Source organism: Micromonospora reichwaldensis, assembly GCF_031845925.1.
In the GTDB taxonomy this organism is placed as follows: Bacteria; Actinomycetota; Actinomycetes; order Mycobacteriales; family Micromonosporaceae; genus Micromonospora; species Micromonospora reichwaldensis.
Genome location: NZ_JAVRFL010000106.1, coordinates 1 through 264, shown reverse-complemented (window position 1 = coordinate 264; position 264 = coordinate 1). Strand labels below are relative to the sequence as shown.

Annotated in this window: 1 protein-coding gene; it reads left to right on the top strand. The window is 72.0% G+C overall.

Annotated elements, in window-relative coordinates:
- On the top strand, window positions 1–264 hold a 264-nt coding region (locus RM555_RS30905; protein WP_311415013.1), incomplete at both ends, for a condensation domain-containing protein.

Genomic DNA, 264 nt, shown 5'->3' with positions numbered 1-264 from the left:
CCGCCTACGGCCCGAGGTGACGGCCGACCCGTCGACCGCCGGCGGCGAGGACGACCCGGTCGTGACCGGCGCCGGGCAACCGAGCGATCCGGCCCTCGTCCCGCCGGGCGGCGAAGTGTCGTCGCCGGGCCGGGTGTTGTCGTTCGCGCAGCAACGCCTGTGGTTCCTGCACACCCTCGACCCGAAATCCACCGCCTACAACACCCAGACCGCCTGGCACATCGACGGCGAACTCGACCTCGACCACCTCGACACCGCCATCGA